This window comes from Ferrimonas senticii DSM 18821, from assembly GCF_000422665.1.
Classification (GTDB): domain Bacteria; phylum Pseudomonadota; class Gammaproteobacteria; order Enterobacterales; family Shewanellaceae; genus Ferrimonas; species Ferrimonas senticii.
Genome location: NZ_AUGM01000012.1, coordinates 109250 through 129207, shown reverse-complemented (window position 1 = coordinate 129207; position 19958 = coordinate 109250). Strand labels below are relative to the sequence as shown.

Here is a 19958-nt window from a genome sequence, read left to right as displayed (position 1 = left end):
GTCTTGGTTGTGACCTATGAGTTTGCTTCTCGTCGATACAGGCGACTGATCACCTGACCGGTTTTCTTTTCGCGGTACAACTGCCAACTGGTTGGCACCGGCAGGGTCGCCAGTTCCGCTTCCGATTCGATGTAGATCCAGCCGTTGGCGGCGAGATGCCCTTGCTGCTCTAGGGCGTCGATAGTGGCGGCGTACAAGTCTTTTCGAAATGGCGGATCGACAAACACCACATCGTAACGTTGTTGGGCGGGGCGTTGCAGATAAGCCAAAGAGTCGCCTTGGATCACCTGACCATTGGCGGTTTTTAGTTCATGCAGGTTGCGCTCCAGTTGTTTGGCGGCGCTTTTATCCAGTTCCAGCAACGTCGCTTGCTCGGCATAACGGGACAACGCTTCTAGCCCCAAGGCACCGCTGCCGCTAAAGCAATCGAGCACCTTAGCGCCGTCAATCTCACCCATTAGCCAATTAAATAGCGTTTCTCGAACCCGATCGGTGGTCGGACGCAACCCCTCAACATTGGCGACCGGTAGCCGTTTGCCTCGCCATTGACCGGCGATAATGCGGATTTGGCCGCTGCCCTGATTGGCAGAGCCGCTGCTTTTAGTTGTTGAACGGCGCACTCTCGCCATGCTGACCTCGGATTTTATTCGGTTTCTGGGTAGACTATCGCCCCAGAAAAATTCGCTATTTTAGCAGGGTGGGAGCCAATGCGGTGGCTCTCACGGTGGAAAGGATCAAAAAGATGGCCAAAGGCTTTTTCTCCTGGTTTCGTCGCAATAAAAACGAAGATAAGCCAGAGCAAAATGACGCTGCCGAACAAGCAGCACAACAGGCAGAGCAGCAGCGTTTAGCGGCAGAGGCGGAAGCACAACGTCTGGCTGAAGAGGCCGAAGCCCAGCGTCAGGCGGCAGAGGCAGAAGCTCAGCGTCTGGCTGCAGAAGCCGAAGCTCAGCGTCTGGCTGCAGAAGCCGAAGCTCAGCGTTTGGCAGCGGAGGCGGAAGCTCAGCGTTTGGCTGAAGAGGCCGAAGCCCAGCGTCAAGCGGCAGAAGCGGAAGCTCAGCGTCAGGCGGCAGAGGCGGAAGCTCAGCGTCAGGCGGCAGAGGCGGAAGCTCAGCGTCAGGCGGCAGAGGCGGAAGCTCAGCGTCAGGCTGCAGAGGCAGAAGCCCAGCGTCAGGCTGCAGAGGCCGAAGCCCAGCATCAGGCGGCAGAGGCCGAAGCCCAGCGTTTGGCGGCAGAGGCAGAAGCCCAGCGTCAAGCGGCAGAAGCGGAAGCTCAGCGTCAGGCGGCAGAGGCAGAAGCACAGCGTCAGGCGGCAGAGGCGGAAGCGCAGCGTTTGGCTGAAGAGGCGGAAGCCCAGCGTCTGGCGGCAGAGGCCGAAGCCCAGCGTCAGGCGGCAGAAGCGGAAGCTCAGCGTCAGGCGGCAGAGGCAGAAGCTCAGCGTCAGGCTGCAGAGGCAGAAGCTCAGCGTTTGGCGGCAGAGGCCGAAGCCCAGCGTTTGGCCGAAGAGGCGGAAGCTCAGCGTTTGGCTGAAGAGGCCGAAGCCCAGCGTTTGGCTGAAGAAGCCGAAGCGCAGCGTCTGGCTGACGAAGCGGCGAAAGCCGCCGAGCAGCCAAAGCAAGGTTTCTTTGCTCGTTTGAAAGCCGGTCTGCGCCGTACCAGCGCCAACATTGGTGGTGGCTTTGTTGCGCTGTTTAAAGGCAAGAAGATCGACGATGAGCTGTTTGAAGAGCTGGAAACTCAACTGCTGTTGGCAGACGTTGGCGTAGAAACCACCACCCGGATCATCAACAGCCTGACCAAGCGCGCCGAATTTGGTGAGCTGAAAGATTCTGATGCGCTGTTTGCGCATCTGCGTCAGGAACTGGCCAACACCCTAGAGCCGGTTAACCAACCGCTGGTGATCGACAACCAAGATGGGCCAATGGTGATCCTGATGGTTGGCGTGAATGGCGTTGGTAAGACCACCACCATCGGCAAGCTGGCGAAGCAGTATCAAGCCCAAGGCAAGAAAGTGATGCTGGCGGCGGGGGATACCTTCCGTGCTGCAGCTGTCGAGCAGTTGCAAGTGTGGGGCGAGCGTAACCAGATCCCGGTGATCGCCCAGCACACCGGTGCTGACAGCGCTTCGGTATTGTTTGATGCGCTGCAAGCGGCCAAAGCCCGTAATGTTGATGTGCTGATCGCCGATACCGCCGGTCGTCTGCAGAACAAAGCCCATCTAATGGAAGAACTGAAGAAGATCGTACGGGTGATGAAGAAGCTCGACGTTAAGGCCCCACATGAAGTGATGCTGACTTTGGATGCCTCTACCGGTCAGAACGCCATCAGCCAAGCGCAACTGTTTAACGACGCGGTTGGGCTAACCGGTCTGACCCTGACCAAGCTGGATGGTACCGCTAAGGGTGGCGTAATTTTTGCGCTTGCCGATAAGTTTAAGATCCCAGTACGTTACATTGGTGTCGGTGAAGGCATCGATGATCTGCGTCCGTTTGATGCTGACAGCTTTATTAACGCCCTATTTAGCGAACAGGAATAACCTCACACCATGATCCGTTTCGAGCAGGTTACCAAGATCTACTCTGGAGGCCAGACCGCCCTTAATGGCGTCGACTTTCATCTGCAATCGGGGCAAATGGCCTTTTTAACCGGTCACAGTGGTGCCGGCAAAAGTACCCTGCTGAAACTGATCACCGCCATTGAACGGCCCACTCTCGGCAAGGTGGTGGTGAACCAGCAAGATGTTGGCCAGCTGAAACGTGGCCAAGTGCCGTACTTGCGACGCGATATCGGCATCATCTTTCAGGATCACAACCTGCTGATGGATCGCAGTGTGTTCGACAATGTCGCGCTGCCATTGGTGATCGAGGGCTTTGCCGAACGAGAGATCCATAAGCGGGTGGCAGCGGCGCTGGATATGGTGGGCTTAGCCGATAAGGTTGGCTTCGCGCCAATGCAGCTCTCTGGTGGCGAACAGCAACGGGTGGGGATCGCTCGGGCGGTGGTGGCGCGGCCACCACTGTTACTGGCGGATGAACCGACCGGTAATTTGGATCCCAAGCTGTCGATGGAGATCTTCCGGCTGTTTGAAACCTTCAATCGTGCCGGCACTACGGTGTTGATCGCCACCCACGATCTCGGATTGATTGAGCGGATGCATTACCCGACTTTCACCTTGGCGAACGGCCAGATGCAATGTTCCAAGGGGGCAGCATGAGCCGCAGTAAACTGGGGTTAGGGCAACGGATCCGTGGCTTTTTTGCGCAGCACCTGAAGCAGTTAGTTGCCAGTTTGGGCGAGCTGTGGCGGACGCCGCTGACCTCGTTAATGACCATGTTGGTATTGGGGTTTAGCTTAAGTTTGCCAACCCTGTTGCTGGCGTTGTCCAACAGTGCCGTTAAGGTTGAACAGCAATGGCACGACAGTGCCGAGATCAATCTGTTTTTAAATCCGAAATTGTCAGAGCAAAGCCAGCAGCGCTTGCTGGCCACCCTCAAAGGGATGCCGGAAGTGGGCTCGTTGCAGTTCCAATCGGCGCAGCAGTCTCTGGCGGAATTCCAAGCCAACAGCCACTTTGGCAAAGCCTTGGATTATCTGGATGACAACCCGCTACCGGCGGTAATCAAAGTGCTGCCATCGCTGCAATACCGTACTGGTGAGGGGGCAAAAGCGTTGCAACGGCAACTGCAAGCGATGCCAGAGGTTGAGCTAGCACGGTTGGATCTGGATTGGATCGAACGGTTGCAAGCACTGTCGGCAACGGTACGCAGCGCCGGTAGCGCCTTAAGCGCCCTGCTGGTGCTGGCGGTGGTGCTGATCACCGCCAATACCATTCGCCTTGGCATTATGCAGCGCTTTAACGAGATCAAGGTGATGAAGTTGGTGGGGGCAACCGAAGCCTTTATCCGGCGGCCGTTCCTGTACAGCGGCGTGTGGTTGGGGCTGATCTCGGCAATGTTAGCATTGGTGCTGGTTAACGGCTTACTGCTGTGGCTGGATGGGGCGATGGCGCAACTGCTTAGCTTGTATGACAGTCAACTGCGACTGCAGGGACTGAATGGTGACCAAGTGTGGTTACTGTTTCTGTGCTCTTGCTCTCTGGGTTGGCTTGGGGCTTACTTGTCGGTGCGTCGTCATCTGCGAGATATCGAACCAAGTTGATGGCGCTTGCTGCCAGCGCGTCACACGGTTTGTTACCGCGTTAAAATTGCCGCAGTGACGGTGCTGCTTTAAGGTGCGGCTTTGGTTATTGCAAGGGTCTACGGTTAACTTGCCGTTGGTGGTTTGGTAGACTTCTGCCCTTGCACGAAGTTGAGGTATTAGATGAGCACGTCCCAGCCGAATATGGCATTGATGGTTGTCCCGCAAGGACATGGCAGTCTGGAAAGTTATATCCAGGCGGTCAACTCCATTCCGATGCTGTCGGTGGAGGAGGAGCAATACCTCGCTCGCCAAGTCGCCAATGGCGATATCGATTGTGCCAAGCAATTGATCATGGCCCACCTGCGTTTTGTGGTGCATATCGCCCGTGGCTACTCTGGCTACGGCTTGCCACAGGCGGACTTAATCCAAGAGGGCAACATCGGTCTGATGAAGGCGGTCAAACGCTTTGATCCGGACGTCGGTGTTCGTTTGGTGTCGTTCGCGGTGCACTGGATCAAAGCGGAAATCCACGAATACGTTTTGAAAAACTGGCGCATCGTTAAGGTCGCCACCACCAAAGCGCAGCGCAAACTGTTCTTTAATCTTCGTAAGTCCAAGAAACGTCTCGGTTGGTTCTCCAACGAAGAGGTCAACACCGTTGCCGATGAACTGGGGGTAACCCCGAAAGAGGTGATGGAGATGGAAGCGCGCTTGTCGGCCCAAGACGCCGCGTTTGATCTGGGGCCAGACAGTGACGATGACGAAAGCAGCTACGCACCTGCGTTGTACTTGGAAGACAGCGGTTCAAATCACGCCGAGGTGATCGAAGCGGAAGATTGGGAAGACCAATCACAGCGCCGCTTAACCGCCGCGATGAACACCTTAGATGAACGTGCCCGCGACATCCTTAAAGCCCGTTGGTTGGATGAGGAAAAGCAGACCTTGCACGAGTTGGCGGACAAATATGGTGTCTCTGCCGAGCGCATTCGTCAGTTGGAAAAGAACGCCATCAAGAAGCTCAAAGCAGCGATGGAAGGCTAACCGTGAGCGTTACCGAATGCCGCTTAGGCTGTGGTGCTTGCTGCATTGCGCCGTCGATCTCGTCGCTTAACAAACCCGCCGGAGAGCGCTGCAAGCATCTGAATGCCGATAACCTCTGCGCGATCTTTGGTAAACCGGAACGGCCCAAGGTGTGCAGTGATTTTAAAGCCTGCGACTGGATCTGCGGTCAAGGCGATGCGGCGGCACTGAAGATCCTGACCGAGCTGGAACAACAAACCAGCTGCTAACAGCGCCGCTCGTAGTTGTTAGCTAGCAGTGATCAGTTATTAGCTACTGGTTGTCAGTTGTCAGTTGTCAGTTGTCAGTTGTCAGTTGTCAGTTGTCAGTTGTCAGTTGTCAGTTGTCAGTTGTCAGTTGTCGGAAAGCGCGGGAGTTCTGGCGCTCTTTCTGCTAACTGATAATTAAACACTGATCACCCTTCACTGATCACTTCCCCTCCCGTTACTGCACGAGTTGACTCACTGGCACCAATTCGATCTGTTGCTCCGCCAACAGCGGCAGTTGCTGCTGCAAAAAAGTCATGGTGTCAGGGTAAGGGTGACCGATCACCACCACTTGACCTTGTGCTTTGGCGATCGCCAGAGCCCGTTGCCATTGCTCGGCTAACACCTCACCGCCGCGGGCGGGATCGAGAAATACCTGACGCTTGGTAGTGGCGATACCGTGCTGCTGCGCCCGTTGTTGGGCGACACTGGAGGCGATGGTAAAGCTGTCGACAAAGTACAGCTGCTGTTTCGCCAGTTCCTCCATCACCCAGTCCATGCGCTCGGCATCTGGGGTTACCGCACTGCCCATATGGTTATTAACCCCGCTTACAAACGGAATGTCGGCTAACGCTTTTTTGACTCGATACTGCACCTGCCACTTATCCAGTTCGGCGGTGATGGGGTAGGGGCCAGGATTTTTCGGACCTAAGGTGGCCATCGGCAGATGCAGCATGATCTCTCGCTGCTGCCGCCACGCGGCGATCGCCAATTGACGACCTTGGCGGCTGTAGGGCAGAAACGCCAAGGTCACCGGTTGCGGCAGGGTTAAGGTGATCTCATCGCCGTGGCGCTCGCCGACATCATCGATAATCAAGGCTAACTTAGCAGCACTGACCGGCGTCGACAGCGCCGCGAGCAACAATAGCGCGGCACGGCAGCGCTGCAGCTTAAGGATCGGAAAGCAGTTGGTAAGCGGCCAGCAGTTGCGGATCATTGGTCCATCGATTTTGAGCAATTGAATCGGCCACTATAGCGTTATCTGGATCCGGCGCAAACGTCACTGTGACATCAGGGGCGATGCCGACCTTATCGATAAAGGTGCCATTGGGGGTGGCATAGCGAGCGGTGGTGAGCTTAATGGCGCCGCGTTGTCCCATCAGTGGGATCAAGCTTTGCACCGTGCCTTTGCCGTAACTGCGTTGACCGACCAAGGTGGCACGGCCGTGATCTTGCAGGGCGCCGGCGACAATTTCCGCGGCGCTGGCGCTGCCTTGATTGATCAGGATGGCGACCGGAAGTTGCGGAAACAGCGCATAGCCGCTGGCGTAAAAGTCGTTGTCGGCATCATAACTGCGGCCATGGGTTGAAACGATTAAGCCCTCCTCCATAAACATATCGACGATCTGCACCGCGGCATTTAACAAGCCACCGGGATTATTGCGCAGATCCAGCACCAACCCTTGCAGCGGTTGTTCGGCAAAGGCGCGGGCGGCGCTGCGAACCTCGGCGGCGGTGCGCTGGTTGAACGCGTGGATTTTAAGGTAGCCAATCTGCGGATCGAGCAGTTCGCTGTGGCTGGTTTGAATGTCGATAGTTGATGGCGCGACTGACAACAACAGTGGCTCCGTCATGGTCTCCCGCTGCAGTTGCAATTGCACCGTGTGGTCGTTGCGGCTGGACTGTTTAATGTAGGCGATTAATGGCTCTAAATTGGCCGGAGTGGCAATCAGATCATCGACCTGCAGCAGCACGTCGCCGGGCAATACCCCAGCGGCAGCGGCGGACGATCCCGCCAGCGGCGTTACCACGCGGATCTGCTGATCCTCGACCGCGACCTCAAGGCCATAGCCGTAGTAGTGGCCGCGGTTGTTTTCGCGCATCAGACTTAGGGTTTGTGGGCTCAGGTAACTGGAGTGAGGATCGAGCTGTTCCAGCATCCCTTTCAAGGCACCTTCCAGCAGTCGCTGGCGGTCAACTTCATCAACATAATGGCTGTCGATAAGTCGTTGAACCGAATTAAGCAGTTGTTGGGTTTGCTCCGACGTCGGCGCTGTCAACTCCGTTTGAAGGTTCTGCGTGGCCCAAACGGATGGACACCACAACAGAATGCCGACCAGCAGGGATGACAATCGCTTCATGTCGTTCTCCGAGCTGATCTTGCGCCGTTGCGGCACCCTCCCTAGCTTTTGCTTAGATAGCGTTTGGGATCGACTGCGCGTCCGCGATGGCGAATTTCAAAATATAGACCAGGTTGCTCAACCCCGCCGGAATTGCCTGATAACGCCAGCACTTCGCCACCGGAGACCGGATCGCCGACCTGCTTCAACAGCGCTTGGGCGTGGCCATAGAGGCTGAGGAACTCCTCGCCATGATCAACCACCACCACCAAGCCGTAACCGCGCAGCCAATCGGCAAAGATCACCTGACCGTCGGCAATCGCTTGCACTTCTCGGCCGGCCGGGGCTGCCATCAACCAGCCATTCCAAGTGAGTTGCCCTTGGCGATGACTGCCGAACGCTTTGCTGATGCGGGCGCTTAGCGGCCACGGTTGGCTGCCATTGGCTTTTAGGCCGGGATAGTTATTGTTGCGCTGCAGCAGTTGCAGCGCTTGATCGATGGCGGCGGCCAAGGTGTCGCGGTTGCCTTGCAACTGCGCCAATTGCCGCTGCTGTTGCTGTAGTTGTTGCTGCAGATCATCCAGCGCCAACTGGCGTTGGTCGAGATCCCGCTTGAGTTGCTGCTGCTGCCGTTGCTGTTGTTGTACCAACGCCGCTTGCTGGTCGCGCACTTGCTGTTGCTGCTGCGCGACCTGTTGCAGTTGCGCTTCAGTGGCTTTGACCTTGTCGATGGCACCGATGCGAGCATCATTAAGGTACTGGTAGTACACCAGCATCCGATCCAGATCCGCTGGATTATCGCCACCGAGCAGCAGTGCGCCACTGTCGCTGTTGCCACTCATAAAGGCGCCGCGCAGCTGTTGTGCTAACTGTTGTTGCTCTTGCTGGCGTTGCTTTTCGAGCGCGGTTTGCTGCTGTTGCAGTTGTTTAAGCTTGGTTTCCGCTTGCTGCAACTGGCGGTTGCTATCACGCAGTTGTTGGGTGCTATTGCTGACCGCTTTTTCCGACTTACGCAGCGCTTTGAGCTGCTTATCGCGATTCACTTGGCCTTTGGATAGCGCCGATTGCTGGCGTTTGATCTGTTCGGTGATCTTATCCAGTTGCCGTTGCTGCTGCTCAACGTCGTCGGCCGCGACCGGCATGGCGACGGCCACCGCGCTGGACAGCAGCGCGGCGACAAGTGGGTTAACCCAGCGGTATGTTGGCATTATTTCAAGGTTACCAAGCTGCGGCCGGTCATCTCTGCCGGGATCGGGCTGCCAAGCAGGGTTAGCATGGTTGGGGCGATGTCGGACAGCACCCCACCCTGGCGCACCTCGGCCTCGCGGCCGACGTAGATAAACGGCACCGGCTCACTGGTGTGGGCGGTGTGCGCTTGACCGGTGCTGGCGTCGGTCATCTGCTCGGCGTTGCCGTGATCGGCGGTGATGATGCACTCGCCGCCATTGCGCGCAAGCGCCGCAACTACCTTGCCAACACAGTCATCAACCGCTTCACAGGCGGCCACCGCCGCGTCGAATACCCCCGTATGACCGACCATATCGCCGTTGGGGTAGTTGCAGATGATCACGTCAAATTCGCCACTGTCGATGGCATCGATCAGGCTGTTAGTCAGCTCGGCGCTGCTCATCGCTGGTGCCAAATCGTAAGTGGCGACTTTCGGCGAGTTGATCAGGGTGCGCTGCTCGCCGGCAAATTCGGTTTCTACGCCGCCGTTAAAGAAGAAGGTAACGTGGGCGTATTTCTCGGTCTCGCTGATCCGCAGCTGGGTTTTGCCCTCATTGGCCAATACTTCGCCCAAGGTGTTGGTTAATGCGCTTGGTGGGAAGGCACAGGCGGTGTCGATGTCGGCGGCGTATTGGGTCAGCATCACCATCGACGCCAGCTTAGGCGTCTTGGCGCGAGCAAAACCGTTAAAATCGGCGTCGACGAAAGCGCGGGTCAGTTGCCGGGCGCGGTCAGCACGGAAGTTCATAAAGATCAGCGCATCGCCATCGTTGATCGGCACGGCTTGGCCAATCACCGATGGCGCCACAAATTCGTCGTTCTCATCCCGTTGATAAGCGGCGGCCAGTGCTTCGCGGGCACTGTCGTAGTGGTACTGGCCTTTGGCTTCAGTCAACAGTTGATAGGCTTTTTCGACGCGATCCCAGCGGTTGTCGCGATCCATGGCGTAGTAGCGACCGACAATCGAGCCAAACTGACCTTGACCCAGTTCGGCAAACAGTTGGTCGAATTCCGCCAGATAGCCATCGGCGCTGCGTGGTGGGGTATCACGACCATCAAGGAAGCCGTGCAGCACCACTTGTTTGGCGCCTTTAGCTACTGCCAGTTTTACCATCGCTTGCAGATGATCTTGATGGCTATGCACCCCGCCTGGGGATAGCAGCCCCATAATGTGGACTGCGCCGTTGTTGGCGATGGCGCCATCAATGGCCGCCACTAAGGCCGGGTTATGGTCAAATTCGCCGTCGTTAATCGTTTTGCCGATGCGGGTCAGTTCTTGATAGACCACTCGGCCGGCACCGATATTGATGTGACCCACTTCCGAGTTGCCCATCTGCCCATCCGGCAGCCCCACATCAAGGCCCGAACCGGAGATTAAACCGCTGGCGGCCTCAGTCCACAGCCGATCCAGATTGGGGGTGCGGGCAGTGGTGATGGCGTTATCGGCACTGTGAGCGCGATAGCCCCAACCATCGAGGATCAGCAGCGCTAGGGTTTTCTTTTTGCTGGTCATGGTAAGTCCTTGGGCAACTCTAATTTTTGGCCTTAATGGCCGGGAAGTGGGTGTCGCTCTAGTGTAAACGGCTGGGCTTTTGGGCTCCAGTTATCAACCAATCTGGATGGCGCTGCAAGCCAGCAAATGTGCGATTACTGGCATTTCATCGGCTGGCTAAACCGCTAGGGCTAGGGCTTTGGGTAAGTTTGGGTATACTAGCCCACCTCGATGGCCAAACTCTGACATAAAAATACGGGCACAGACATGCAAGAATTTATCGATTTTGTAATGCGCAACGCGCTGATGAGCGGCATCTGGCTGGCACTGCTGGTGATGGTGGTGATCTCCTCGGTGCAGCAAAAATTGAATAAAGTGAAATCGGTTGATCATGCCGCTGCGACCACTTTGATCAACCGCGAAAATGCGCAGGTGATCGACGTTCGCTCCAAAGAGGAGTTCAAGAAAGGTCACATTGTTGGTGCCAACCTGTTACCTCTCGCAGAAATCAAAAATAATCAATTAGCTGCGGTTGAAAAGTATAAGAACAGCCCCATCATTGTGGTGTGTAACAACGGCATTAGCTCTAACCAAGCGGCTAAGATGTTGGTACAAGCTGGTTTTGAACAAGTTCACAGCTTGAAAGGTGGCATGGCCGAATGGCACAGCGCTAACCTGCCGACGGCTCGCAGCAAACGCTAATCCATTTATTTTTGTTCTGGTTTCAGGGTAGGGTACTGCCTTGAACGATGAGTCAGCGCGGTTTTAGTCAGTAGACTGGATCGGCGATGGACCGCCCGATAGAACGACAACGAAAACAGAAAAGGTAATGACCATGTCTGAAGCAACCAACGAACAAGCCGCAGCGCCAGTTTTCCAAATTCAGCGTATCTACACCAAGGACATCTCGTTCGAAACTCCAAACTCGCCAGCGATCTTCCAAAAAGAGTGGAAGCCAGAGGTGAAGTTGGATCTGGATACCCGTTCTAGCAAGCTGGCTGACGATACCTACGAAGTGGTTATCGCCATCACCGTTACCGTGAAAGTAGAGAACGACACCGCGTTCCTAGCAGAAGTTCAGCAAGCTGGTATCTTTACCGTTGCCAACCTGCCAGAAGGTCAATTGGCGCACGCACTGGGTGCTGGCTGCCCGAACATCCTGTTCCCATACGCTCGCGAAGCCGTTGCTAGCCTGGTTAACCGTGGTACTTTCCCACCGCTGAACCTGGCGCCAGTAAACTTCGACGCGCTGTTTGCTCAATACCTGCAAAAGCGTGCCGCTGAAGGCCAAGAACAAGCTGACGCTGAAGCGTAATTGCTTCTGCGCTAAAACCAAAGGCGGTGCCCGGCACCGCCTTTGTTGTTTGTGGCGAAAGCCTCAAGGAGTTATCCATTGAATCAACAAGCTGATATTGCGGTATTGGGGGCGGGCTCTTACGGCACTGCCTTGGCGATTTCGCTGGCGCGAAATGGTCACCGTACCCTGTTGTGGGGTCATCTCCCTGAACACATGGCCACGCTCGAAACTGAGCGGGTTAATAACGAATTTCTACCGGGGGCGCCGTTTCCGGAGCCGCTGGTGATTGAAGCGGATCTGGCTAAGGCGTTAGCCGCCACCCGTAACGTGCTGATCGTGGTACCAAGCCACGTATTTGGGATGGTGCTGGAGCAAGCCAAGCCGCTGCTGCGTGCTGACGCTCGGGTAGTGTGGGCCACCAAAGGCTTAGAGCCTCACACTGGCCGCTTGCTACAACAGGTTGCCCGCGAGCAACTGGGCGATGAGATCCCGCTGGCGGTGCTGTCTGGCCCAACCTTTGCCAAAGAGATGGCGGTGGGGATGCCGACCGCGATTTCACTGGCAGCCACCGAACCACAATTTGCCAATGACATCGCGGCGCTGCTGCACAACCCAAGCTGGATGCGGGTGTACATCAACTCCGACATCGTCAGTATGCAATTGGGCGGCGCGGTTAAAAACGTCATCGCTATCGGCACTGGCATGTCCGACGGCATGGGCTTTGGCGCCAATGCTCGAACCGCACTGATCACCCGAGGTCTGCAAGAGATGTGTCGCCTTGGGGCGGCGCTGGGGGCCAGCAAAGAGACCTTTATGGGAATGGCTGGCCTGGGCGACTTGGTGCTGACCTGCACCGATAACCAGTCTCGCAACCGCCGTTTCGGCATGGCGCTGGGGCAAGGTAAAGGCGCGCAGCAGGCGATGGATGAGATTGGCCAAGTGGTCGAAGGCTATCGCAACTGCGAAGAGGTGTTCCAATTGGCGGCTCGGCATAACGTAGAGATGCCAATCACCGAGCAACTCTACCAAGTGCTGTATCAAGGCAAGCCGGTAAAAGACGCGGCGATGGCGCTGCTTGGCCGCGATATGAAAGCGGAATAACCGTTTTCCGTAATCGTGCGTATAATGCACGAATTATTGAATTAAGGGGTGCTGCGGCGCCCCTTTGTTGTTTCTAAAGCGCAGGCTTAACTGTGTTTTAAATCAGAAGGTTACTGTTAGATGAAGTGCGATGTTGTAGTGATTGGCGCCGGTGCCGCAGGCTTAATGGCAGCGGCGACCGCAGCGCAGCGCGGTCGCAAAGTGGTGGTGCTGGATCACGCCAAACAGGCGGGTAAGAAGATCCTGATCAGCGGCGGTGGCCGTTGTAACTTTACCAACCTTGAGGTGCTGCCAAACAACTACCTCTGTGCCAATCCGCACTTCGTTAAATCGGCGCTGGCGCAATACAGCAACTGGGATTTTATCTCGATGGTGTGCGAGCACGGCATCGCCTATCACGAGCGCGATCACGGCCAGTTGTTCTGTGACGACTCCGCCAAAGATATCGTCAAGATGCTGCTGGCGGAATGCGCCAAAGGCGGCGCCAGCATCCGCCTGCGCAGCACCATCAGCAGTGTTGCCCGCGGTGCCGATGATCATGGCTTTGTGCTGGAGACCAGTATTGGCACGATTGAGTGTCAGTCACTGATTGTTGCCACCGGCGGCTTGTCGATGCCGAAACTGGGGGCGACCCCGTACGGCTATCAGCTAGCGCAGCAGTTTGGCCTTAGCGTACTGCCGACTCGCGCCGGCTTGGTGCCGCTGACCCTGCGCCCAGAAGATAAGCAGTACTTTGAACCGCTGTCGGGGATCTCGCTGACCACCTTGGTCAGTGCCAAGCAAGGCCCAAGCTTTACCGAACAGCTGCTGTTTACCCACCGTGGGGTGTCTGGTCCAGCGGTACTGCAGGCCTCGAACTACCGCGGTGTTGGCGAAGCGGTCACCATCGATCTGCTGCCAAGTGATGATGTCGCAGAGAAACTGGAGCAAGCCAAAGCTAACACCCCGAAGCGGCAGTTACTGACGGTGTTGTGTGAGTGGCTGCCAGCGCGCCTAGCTGAGGCGATTATCGGCCAGCAAGGTTGGCAAAATTGTCAGGTGAGCCAGCTGTCGAAAGCCAAAATCGCCGAGATTGCTGATTGCTTGAACCGTTGGCAATTAAAGCCGGCCGGTGACGAAGGTTACCGCACCGCCGAAGTGACCTTGGGCGGGATCGATACCAACCAGATCTCCTCCAAAACCATGGAGTGCAAAACCATCGCTGGGCTGTTCTTTGCTGGTGAAGTGCTGGATGTCACCGGCTGGTTGGGCGGCTACAACTTCCAATGGGCGTGGGCGTCCGGTTATGTCGCCGGAAAGCACGCTTAAGCGGCATCGCTAGAGTATTAGCAGCAAAACCCCCGCCGGTGTTACCACCGCGGGGGTTTTACTTTCTGCTCAAATCGGCGGTTAGGCTTAGCCGATGTGAGTCATCTCGTTGACGGTAAATTCCGCCACGCAGCCGTCGGTGGCGGCCAGGTAATCTTGCAGGTGTTGATTGCCCATGTGTTGTTGCCACAACTCGCGGCTTTGCCAGTTTTCAAAAAACAGGAAGTGGGCTGGATTGTCGTTGTTCTGGTGCAGATCGTAATTGATGCAACCGGCTTCGGCGCGGGTTATGGCGATCAGTTTTTGCAGCTCGGTTTTCACCAGTTCAATGTGTTCGGGCTTGGCGACGATATTGGCAACGATGGTTAATTGGCTCACGGAGCGCTCCTTCTACGAGACGGGCAATTGACGCCTTAATAGTAGCTGGCGGCCGCCGTTTGATAAGCCAGCAAAGGCGAAACACTGAATCAAGCTACGGTTGATAATCAGCGCAATGGCGCTTGTTGCAATACCAATTTGATTAAGTAAATGGTCTCCCTAGTGCGAAGGAGAAATCGTCTCAATCAAGGAGCGAAACGAAGCTGCTAGTGGCTCTAACAGTGAGTTGAGCAACGCCGAGTGAGGCGATTTAAACCAGCAATAGCGATCAGATATTTAGTCAGATTGGTATATTTGCTGTTCAATGGCGTCGATGCAGTGGCTGACGGCACTGGGCAGTTGTTTGCCATAAGGGTGTAGCAGGTAGATCGGGTTGGCTGGCAGTTGGTAGCCCGCAAACAGCGGCTGCAGCCGGTCCGATCGCTGCGCCAGCACAAAATCCGGCACCAAGCCGATCCCCACCCCTTGTTCAATCAGTGCCAAACAGCTGTGAAACGAATCGCAGACGCAGTGGGGCTCGGCGCTAAATTCGATGGTGTCGCCATGCAGATTGCGCAGTTGATGATGAATGGTGTGCCCTTGCCAGTGGTTGGCGATGTAGCGACCTTGTTCAGCGTTGGCCAACTTGGGGCTGGCACACAGCACATCACGAAATTGGCCAATCCGACGTTGGCTCAGCTCGCTATCGACCGAAGGGCCGACCCGTAGCGCTAAGTCCAGTTGCTGCTGGTGTAAGTCCAGCTGTTGATCGCTGATCTGCAGTTGCGGCCGCAGCTTCGGATAGCGCTGGATCAGCTGACCAATCGCCGGGGTGACGATGGTGGTCATCAGCGCATGGGGGGCGGTGATCCGCACCGGCCCTTGCGGTTCATCGTGACTTTGTTGGGCTTGTTGCCACGCCAATTGCGCTTGTTGGCCGATCGCTTGGCAATGGCGGTAGAAGCGCTCACCGGCTGGGGTTAACTGCTGGCGGCGGGTGGTGCGCTGCAACAGCGTTACTCCCAATTGCTGTTCTAGGGTTTTCAGGTGCTGACTGAGCACCGCTTTGGATAGATCCAAGTGGTTCGCGGCGGCGGAGATGGAGCCGGACTCGACGATCTGAGCAAACAGCATCATATGGCGTAGTGAGCGCATCTAATTGTTCGATTTAATGAAACAGAGTTGCTGATATTAGCGCGTTTTTGCTGGTGGTTGAGTTGGCTAAGCTAACTGGGTAATCAACTTTCTTTGGCAGAGGCTCCAATGACCGACAACCCAACTCTGATCGCTTGTCAGCAAGCGATTGCCGCGTGGCAGCAGGCCTTTAATCAACAAGATGCCGCCGGTTGTGCGGCGCAATATCATCCGGATTGTCGGATGCAGGCGGCTCCGTTTGGCGAGTTTACTGGCCGTGAAGCGATTCAGGCGTTTTGGCAGGGGATCATCGACCAAGGCTTTGCCGACGTCGATTACACCGAAGTGCAGTGGCAACCTGAAGGTGATGATGGTTATCTGTTGTCGGCCAAGTGGACCATGAATAAGGCGTTTGGGGTGGTTCATCGCGAACACTGGCAGCTGCAGCAAGATGGTCGAGCGCTGCTGGTGAGCGATCATTTCGAAGTGCTGGGCGAGCGCTAAGCGTTTGCTATAAACCCCAAAAGCCACGTCATTGACGTGGCTTTTGGGGTTTTTGTGGCGGTGGGTTAGGCGAGCACCGCCGCAATTTTCGGGTTAGCCCTGCACTGGCTCGACCGCGTAGCGCAGGATCTGCGGGCGGCCATCGCGCAGTTGCAGTTGCCACTGCTCATTGACCAGCATATTCAGCTGTTTGCCGGAATGGGTCTCGGCCTGCAAACGAATCCGTAGATCCAGTTGATAGCCTTGGTCATTGCGGTTGATCTGCAGCTGCTCGATGTTGTGATCGCCGCCAGGCTTAAACACACTGCGCAGCACTTGGTACCAGTCGTTGAATCCCTGAGGGCCAACAAACTCGCCATCTGGGGTCACAAACAGTGCCTGTTCGGCGACGTGGTCGGTCAGCCACAGGTTGTTCTCTGGTAACTGATCCATTACCGCAAACCAATCTTGGGCAAACTGCTTAAGTGCCGGTTCATCACTGCCAATCAGCTGTTCAACCGCCACAATCAATCGCTGTGCATGGCTCTGGGCATTGGCTTGCACCGCCTCTAGGGTGTTGTATACCCCCGGGATATACACCATGCCGTGGCTGTAGATCGGCTTGTTGTAGATCATCCCAGACAGGTAGGCGGTCTGCTGCAATGGGAACATAAACTGCTCGATGGCGAAGTGGTTGTAGCCAAGCGGATCGTAAGATTCAGCCGGACCACCAATAGTGAACGACAATAGCAGCTGTTTGCCTTTGAGTTTGTCGCCTTTGGAGCCATAAGCGAAGTTGTAGCTAAACACATCGTCGAGCCACTTCTTCAGCAGTGCCGGCATTGAGTACCAGAAGAATGGGAACTGCAGCACCACCACATCGGCTTTTAGCAGTGCCTGTTGCTCGGCTTCGACATCGATGCGGTAGTCAGGGTAGAGGCTGTCTAAGCGGCGCACATCGATGGAATCAAAATGATTGCCGATGCGATCCAAAATCAGGCTGTTGGTGTTGGACTTAGCCAGCTCTGGGTGGCCGGAGATAACGACGATGTGGCTCATGGGACTGCTCCAATAGCAAGGTTGATGAGCACAGTGTAGATGCTACCGTTGCGGCAAATAAGACCAACAAAAACTAACTGTTTGTTAGTTTTTATCTATCAATTGAAGTGCCGTCCTTGGCACCCATGGGTCTCACCACGGCGAGGTCATTAGGATCTGCTGTTGGGTGATTGGGTGGTTGGCAATCGCGTGATTGACCTTATCTAGGTACAACTGACGGTTATCCTGCAGCCAACCACGGGAGGAGACGATGTTGTTGCCATGATCGCCCCAGTAAAACAGCGGGAACTGATCGAGGTTTTCCAGCAAGTACTTCTCTTCCTCCAGGATCTGCAGTGGCGTTGGCAGCACAAATTCGCCGCGCTGTACCTCTTGCTCCAATTCGCTGCCCGGCTGGATCGCCAGCGCCATCGGCGCGATCTCCTCCGGCTGGGTGATGTTAAGCAGATCGGTGGTGGCTTTGATGTGTTGCAACGAACGATCGCGCCCGCCAAGGCCAAAGATGAACGACAGTAGCACCCGAATGCCGGCCTGTTTCATCATCGCCATCCCCTCGATCACCTGCTTGGAGGTCATCCCCTTTTTGATCTTCTGCTGTACCAGCTCGTCGCCGGATTCCAGACCGGTGTAGGCGATGGTTAGCCCAGCGGCTTTCAATTGCTTGAGCTCGTCGATGCTCTTACGACGGATATCATTGATGCCGGCGTACAGGGCGATGTGTTCGCACTCTGGGAAAGTCGCGGTGATCTTGTTGAGGATCTGCAGCAGCTTGTCGGTACGCATCGCCATCACGTTGCCGTCGATCAGAAACACCGATGGCACATGGCGATAGAACATGCGCAAGCGGTCGATGTCGGCAAACACATCGTCGATATCGCGCACTTTAAAGCGCTTGTCGTCAAACATGGTGCAGAAGGTGCACTGGTTGTTGCTGCACCCCAGCGTGGCTTGGATCAGCACACTCTGTGCTTCTGGCCAAGGGCGATAAACTTTACCTTGATACTGCATGGTTAGATCCTCAAAAACGAAAGGGTTCCTCTTTGGCTGAGAGGGTGATGTGCCTTTTTTAGGCAAGAGAAAGTTGTGACCACCGCGATGCGGTGGTCAAAGCGGAAAATTGGCTGGGTTAAATTAGCTAGAGTGCTGCGCCAGCCACTGCTCGATGGTGTCGATCAGCGCTTGGTTATTGGCGCTGCTCATCGCTTGCGGGTGCGGGTTGGCAAAGCGCTCGGCGTCGTTATCAAAATAACGACCATGGGCGTCGGCAAACTCGTCTGCTAGCGCCGCTCGCACTAGGATGTCGGCGCCCAGACGCAGATCGTTGCCGGCGATGCCATAGGCATCCTTGACCATCTTGCTGCCAAGAAACGATTTCGGGTTTATCGCCACCAACATTGGCCCTTGGCCTTTCAGCTGCTCACCCCACTGCTTGGTCCACATGGTCAGCGCCAGCTTGCTTTGGGCGTAGGCGGCGTTATCGCCCAAACGCACAGGATTGACCAAGGCGTGCAGATCCACCGGCGCTTGTGCGGCGCTGGAGAGATTCACCACCCGCGAGTTGGCGTCCAGCAACGGCAGTAATGCTTTAGTCAACGCATACGGGGCGATAGTGTTGACTGCAAAGCGTACATCCAGATTATCGGCGGTGATCGGCGCGCCACTGGTAAACACCCCGGCGTTGTTGATCAGCACATCTAGGCGTTCAACCTTGCTGGCCACTGCCGCCGCCATTGGCGCGATGTCGGCAATGTTGGAGAGATCCGCCACTACGCTGGCCACTTGGCCGCTGCCAATTTCGCGCAGCTGGGCAACCACCGCATCGATCTTGGCTGGGTTGCGGCCATGAACGATAACGTGATGACCTTGTTCAACCAGCATCTGCGCGGTAACCAAGCCGATGCCATCGGTGGCGCCGGTGATCAGAATGGTTTTGCTCATGGGGGTTCTCCTGTCGGAATGGACGCTCAATATGAGGGTGATTGTATTGCCCGATTTCTATATTGATAATACAGTTGTTCATAAATTAACTATCAACAAAATGTAGATAATGAATCTGGATCATCTGCAGCTATTTGTGCGCGTGGCAGCTACCCATAACATTAGTGCCGCCGGCACCGAACTGGGGTTATCAGCAGCGGTGGCCAGCAGCTACATCAATAAGTTGGAACAATCCCTTGGGGTGCGGTTATTGCATCGCACCACCCGAAAGGTGGCGCTAACGGAAGAGGGTATGACCCTGCTGCCGCACGCTGAATCGCTGTTGGCACAGGTGGAAGTCACCAAGGCGGCGGTTGGTTCTGGCAGCGTCACTCCCTCCGGGACGTTGCGGATCACCGCGCCGGCATCGTTCGGTTGTACCCACTTGATGCCGCGAATGAGTGAGTTTTTAGCGCGTTACCCCGACCTAAAACTGGATCTGCGTTTTACCGATACCGTGGTCGATCTGGTTGAGGGCGGCTTTGATGTGGCGATCCGCAATTCGGCGTTAAAGGACTCCAGCTTGATTGCCCGAAAACTGGCGCCGGACCAACGTATTCTGACCGCGTCACCGGCATACTTAGCGCAGCACGGTACGCCACAGACACCGGCAGAGCTAAAGCAACATCAGTGTTTAAGTTTGATTGGGCTGGAGCATTGGCAGTTTGCCGATGGCGAGCTCAGCATTCGCCCACAGGGACCGCTGCGCACCGATAATGGTACCGCGCTAAAGCAGGCCTGCGTGGCGGGATTGGGGATCGCGATCTCCGCGACCTGGAGTGTCTACCAAGAGCTACAACGGGGCGAGCTGGTGCAGGTGCTGGCGCAGTACCCGCTGTATAACCAAGCGGCGGTGTGGGCGGTTTATCCCAGCTCGCAGCTGTTGGCACCGAAGGTGCGAGCTTTTATCGACTTTTTTGCCGATGCCTATGGCGATCCGCCGTACTGGGATCGAGCGCTTATTGGCTGTTCCGCCAATAGCTAACGGCAAACCGTTT

Annotated in this window: 21 protein-coding genes; 11 read left to right on the top strand and 10 right to left on the bottom strand. The window is 56.0% G+C overall.

Annotated features, from left to right (window positions below; translation table 11 throughout):
• Positions 1 to 14 precede the first annotated feature (14 nt).
• A complete protein-coding gene (gene rsmD, locus G506_RS0109240) occupies positions 15 to 629 on the bottom strand; it encodes a 16S rRNA (guanine(966)-N(2))-methyltransferase RsmD (protein ID WP_028116619.1) in 615 nt (204 codons plus the stop codon).
• Positions 630 to 742: 113 nt separating this feature from the next.
• Between rsmD and ftsY the strand changes: the two genes are divergently transcribed.
• The 5 genes from ftsY (at position 743) to G506_RS0109215 (ending at position 5429) form a co-directional block, all read left to right on the top strand.
• Entirely contained in the window at positions 743 to 2536 is a 1794-nt protein-coding gene (gene ftsY, locus G506_RS0109235) for a signal recognition particle-docking protein FtsY (protein ID WP_028116618.1), read from the top strand.
• 9 nt (positions 2537 to 2545) lie between these two features.
• Positions 2546 to 3214 carry a cell division ATP-binding protein FtsE gene (gene ftsE, locus G506_RS0109230; protein ID WP_028116617.1) on the top strand — a complete coding sequence of 223 codons (669 nt, stop codon included), beginning with the start codon at positions 2546 to 2548 and terminating at the stop codon, positions 3212 to 3214.
• Positions 3211 to 4158 carry a permease-like cell division protein FtsX gene (gene ftsX / locus G506_RS0109225; protein ID WP_240473406.1) on the top strand — a complete coding sequence of 316 codons (948 nt, stop codon included), beginning with the start codon at positions 3211 to 3213 and terminating at the stop codon, positions 4156 to 4158. The genes ftsE and ftsX overlap by 4 nt, the downstream gene beginning before the upstream one ends.
• A 162-nt stretch (positions 4159 to 4320) precedes the next feature.
• A complete protein-coding gene (rpoH, locus tag G506_RS0109220) occupies positions 4321 to 5181 on the top strand; it encodes an RNA polymerase sigma factor RpoH (protein WP_028116615.1) in 861 nt (286 codons plus the stop codon).
• A gap of 2 nt (positions 5182 to 5183) precedes the next feature.
• Positions 5184 to 5429 (top strand): hypothetical protein, encoded by a 246-nt coding sequence (locus tag G506_RS0109215; RefSeq protein ID WP_028116614.1) that lies wholly within the window; start codon positions 5184 to 5186, stop codon positions 5427 to 5429.
• A gap of 214 nt (positions 5430 to 5643) precedes the next feature.
• On the opposite strand, the gene G506_RS19345 is transcribed toward G506_RS0109215, so the two are convergent.
• The 4 genes from G506_RS19345 to gpmI are packed head-to-tail and all read right to left on the bottom strand — an operon-like array spanning position 5644 to position 10265.
• Positions 5644 to 6402 (bottom strand): divergent polysaccharide deacetylase family protein, encoded by a 759-nt coding sequence (locus tag G506_RS19345; protein WP_084631281.1) that lies wholly within the window; start codon positions 6400 to 6402, stop codon positions 5644 to 5646.
• Positions 6356 to 7546 carry a S41 family peptidase gene (locus G506_RS19340; protein ID WP_156904855.1) on the bottom strand — a complete coding sequence of 397 codons (1191 nt, stop codon included), beginning with the start codon at positions 7544 to 7546 and terminating at the stop codon, positions 6356 to 6358. Before G506_RS19340 ends, G506_RS19345 begins: the two co-directional genes overlap by 47 nt.
• A 41-nt stretch (positions 7547 to 7587) precedes the next feature.
• Entirely contained in the window at positions 7588 to 8733 is a 1146-nt protein-coding gene (locus G506_RS0109200) for a murein hydrolase activator EnvC family protein (RefSeq protein ID WP_035387197.1), read from the bottom strand.
• Positions 8733 to 10265: a 2,3-bisphosphoglycerate-independent phosphoglycerate mutase gene (gpmI, locus tag G506_RS0109195; RefSeq protein ID WP_028116612.1), complete on the bottom strand. Its 1533-nt coding sequence runs from the start codon at positions 10263 to 10265 to the stop codon at positions 8733 to 8735. Before gpmI ends, G506_RS0109200 begins: the two co-directional genes overlap by 1 nt.
• A 246-nt stretch (positions 10266 to 10511) precedes the next feature.
• On the opposite strand from gpmI, the gene G506_RS0109190 reads away from it, so the two are divergent.
• From G506_RS0109190 to G506_RS0109175, 4 genes are all read left to right on the top strand, one after another.
• Complete coding sequence (locus tag G506_RS0109190; protein ID WP_028116611.1) at positions 10512 to 10946, top strand: rhodanese-like domain-containing protein; 435 nt, start codon at positions 10512 to 10514, stop codon at positions 10944 to 10946.
• A gap of 133 nt (positions 10947 to 11079) precedes the next feature.
• Complete coding sequence (secB, locus tag G506_RS0109185; RefSeq protein ID WP_028116610.1) at positions 11080 to 11559, top strand: protein-export chaperone SecB; 480 nt, start codon at positions 11080 to 11082, stop codon at positions 11557 to 11559.
• A gap of 78 nt (positions 11560 to 11637) precedes the next feature.
• Positions 11638 to 12642, top strand: coding sequence for an NAD(P)H-dependent glycerol-3-phosphate dehydrogenase (gene gpsA / locus G506_RS0109180; protein WP_028116609.1), 1005 nt, complete (start codon positions 11638 to 11640; stop codon positions 12640 to 12642).
• Positions 12643 to 12762: 120 nt separating this feature from the next.
• Positions 12763 to 13950 carry a BaiN/RdsA family NAD(P)/FAD-dependent oxidoreductase gene (locus G506_RS0109175; protein WP_028116608.1) on the top strand — a complete coding sequence of 396 codons (1188 nt, stop codon included), beginning with the start codon at positions 12763 to 12765 and terminating at the stop codon, positions 13948 to 13950.
• Positions 13951 to 14037: 87 nt separating this feature from the next.
• On the opposite strand, the gene G506_RS0109170 is transcribed toward G506_RS0109175, so the two are convergent.
• Complete coding sequence (locus G506_RS0109170; protein WP_028116607.1) at positions 14038 to 14328, bottom strand: putative quinol monooxygenase; 291 nt, start codon at positions 14326 to 14328, stop codon at positions 14038 to 14040.
• 276 nt (positions 14329 to 14604) lie between these two features.
• A complete protein-coding gene (locus G506_RS0109165) occupies positions 14605 to 15462 on the bottom strand; it encodes a LysR family transcriptional regulator (RefSeq protein WP_028116606.1) in 858 nt (285 codons plus the stop codon).
• A gap of 108 nt (positions 15463 to 15570) precedes the next feature.
• Here G506_RS0109165 and G506_RS0109160 point away from each other — a divergent pair, with 108 nt between their 5' ends.
• Positions 15571 to 15945: a YybH family protein gene (locus G506_RS0109160; RefSeq protein ID WP_028116605.1), complete on the top strand. Its 375-nt coding sequence runs from the start codon at positions 15571 to 15573 to the stop codon at positions 15943 to 15945.
• A gap of 93 nt (positions 15946 to 16038) precedes the next feature.
• Here the strand turns inward: G506_RS0109160 and G506_RS0109155 are convergent, their stop codons facing one another.
• The 3 genes from G506_RS0109155 to G506_RS0109145 form a co-directional block, all read right to left on the bottom strand.
• On the bottom strand, positions 16039 to 16983 hold the full coding sequence (locus G506_RS0109155; protein WP_028116604.1) for an NAD(P)H-dependent oxidoreductase: 945 nt from the start codon (positions 16981 to 16983) through the stop codon (positions 16039 to 16041).
• A gap of 132 nt (positions 16984 to 17115) precedes the next feature.
• Positions 17116 to 17991: a radical SAM protein gene (locus G506_RS0109150; protein WP_028116603.1), complete on the bottom strand. Its 876-nt coding sequence runs from the start codon at positions 17989 to 17991 to the stop codon at positions 17116 to 17118.
• A gap of 123 nt (positions 17992 to 18114) precedes the next feature.
• On the bottom strand, positions 18115 to 18921 hold the full coding sequence (locus tag G506_RS0109145) for an SDR family NAD(P)-dependent oxidoreductase (protein ID WP_028116602.1): 807 nt from the start codon (positions 18919 to 18921) through the stop codon (positions 18115 to 18117).
• Between the two features lie 109 nt (positions 18922 to 19030).
• Here G506_RS0109145 and G506_RS0109135 point away from each other — a divergent pair, with 109 nt between their 5' ends.
• A complete protein-coding gene (locus G506_RS0109135; RefSeq protein ID WP_028116601.1) occupies positions 19031 to 19945 on the top strand; it encodes a LysR family transcriptional regulator in 915 nt (304 codons plus the stop codon).
• Positions 19946 to 19958: the final 13 nt, after the last annotated feature.